The 1,376-nt window shown below is 71.7% G+C and carries 1 protein-coding gene; it reads left to right on the top strand.

Features of this window, described 5'->3' with window-relative positions; genetic code table 11:
• Nucleotides 1-122: 122 nt before the first annotated feature.
• Nucleotides 123-1,376, top strand: a 1,254-nt coding sequence (locus RH94_RS37355) for a transposase (RefSeq protein WP_234426329.1), incomplete at its 3' end; no start/stop codon positions are given.

Below are 1,376 nucleotides of genomic sequence, written 5' to 3'. Positions count from 1 at the left end.
GTGGCACTGAACAACGGCAGGAGGCAGGGCGACGGGGGTTCTGGTTTCGAATGCGTGACCTTTGACCGGGGGTGGTCGTTGGACGCGGTGAGGGGCTCTTCAGTGTCGGGCGGTGGTGGGGTGTGGGCGTGCTGCGTGAGGTGGTGGCGCCGTTCGTGGTGCCCGGCCCGTCCGGAGTGGCGATCCGCTCCAGTCTCAAGGGTTTGACCGGGCAGGACGAGGCGGTGCTGCGCCTGGTCGGCGAGCTGCTCGGCTCGCTGGCCTCCGGCGACCTGAAGGCCCGCTGCGCGGCGGGCCTGACCCACGACGGCGAGCAGTGGGCGCAACGCAAGCGGGCGCTGACGGGGAAGTCGTCCTCGCGGTGGGCGGGCAGCCTCACCAAGGCCACCCACGACCAGTGGGCTTTGGCCCGGCGCGGGCAACTCGCCCACCTCCACAGCCTCCGGGCGGGCGTCGACACGATCACGCACCGCCTCGCGCAGCCCATCGGGACGAAGGGTTCCAAGGGTGCGCCGGGCGGCTACCGCTCCCGGCGGGAGTGGTTCGCCAAGTCCCGGCGCCTGCACGTACTTGAGGACCGACTGGAGCATGAACAGGCCGACTGGGAAGCCGGACGGGTGCGGGTGGTGCGCGGCGGCAAGAAGCTGGCGCGCACCCGGCACCACCTTGAAGCCGCCCAGCTGACGGAGACGCAGTGGCGGCTGCGGTGGCAGGTCCAGCGGTGGTTTCTCCAGGCCGATGGCGAGTCCGGCAAACGCTACGGCAACGAGACCATCCGCATCTCGCCGGAGGGTGAGGTGAGCATCAGGCTTCCGGCGCCGCTGGCCTACCTGGCCAACGCGCCCTACGGCAGGTATGTGCTCGCCTGCCGGGTCCGCTTCCGCCACCGGGGCGAGCAGTGGGCCGACCGTGTCGCCGCCGACCGCGCGGTGGCCTACCGCCTCCACTACGACACGGGCCGAGGGCGCTGGTATGTGACCGCCTCCTGGCAGATCCCGCCGGTGCAAGTCGTGCCGCTGGAGGCGGCTCGTGCGGGCGGGCTGGCCGGGGTGGACCTGAACGCCGACCACCTGGCCGTCTGGCGCCTGGACACCCACGGCAACCCGGTCGGCGAGCCCCGCCGCTTCGCCTACACCCTCACCGGCACCGCACAGCACCGCGACGCCCAGGTCCGCCACGCCCTGATCCGCCTGCTGCACTGGGCCACACGCCACGGCCTGGCCCTCGCCATCGAAGACCTGGACTTCGCCGCGGACAAGACCCGGGAGAAACACGGCAGACGCAAGCGGTTCCGCAAACTCATCTCCGGCCTGCCCGTAGCCAAGCTGCGGGCCCGGCTGGTGTCCATGGCCGCCGAACTCGGTGTGACCGTCGTC

The sequence above is a fragment of the Streptomyces kebangsaanensis genome (genome assembly GCF_001906585.1).
Taxonomy (GTDB): Bacteria; Actinomycetota; Actinomycetes; order Streptomycetales; family Streptomycetaceae; genus Streptomyces; species Streptomyces kebangsaanensis.
The sequence above is the reverse complement of the archived record's forward strand: the minus strand, read 5'-3'. Positions and strand labels throughout refer to the sequence as shown.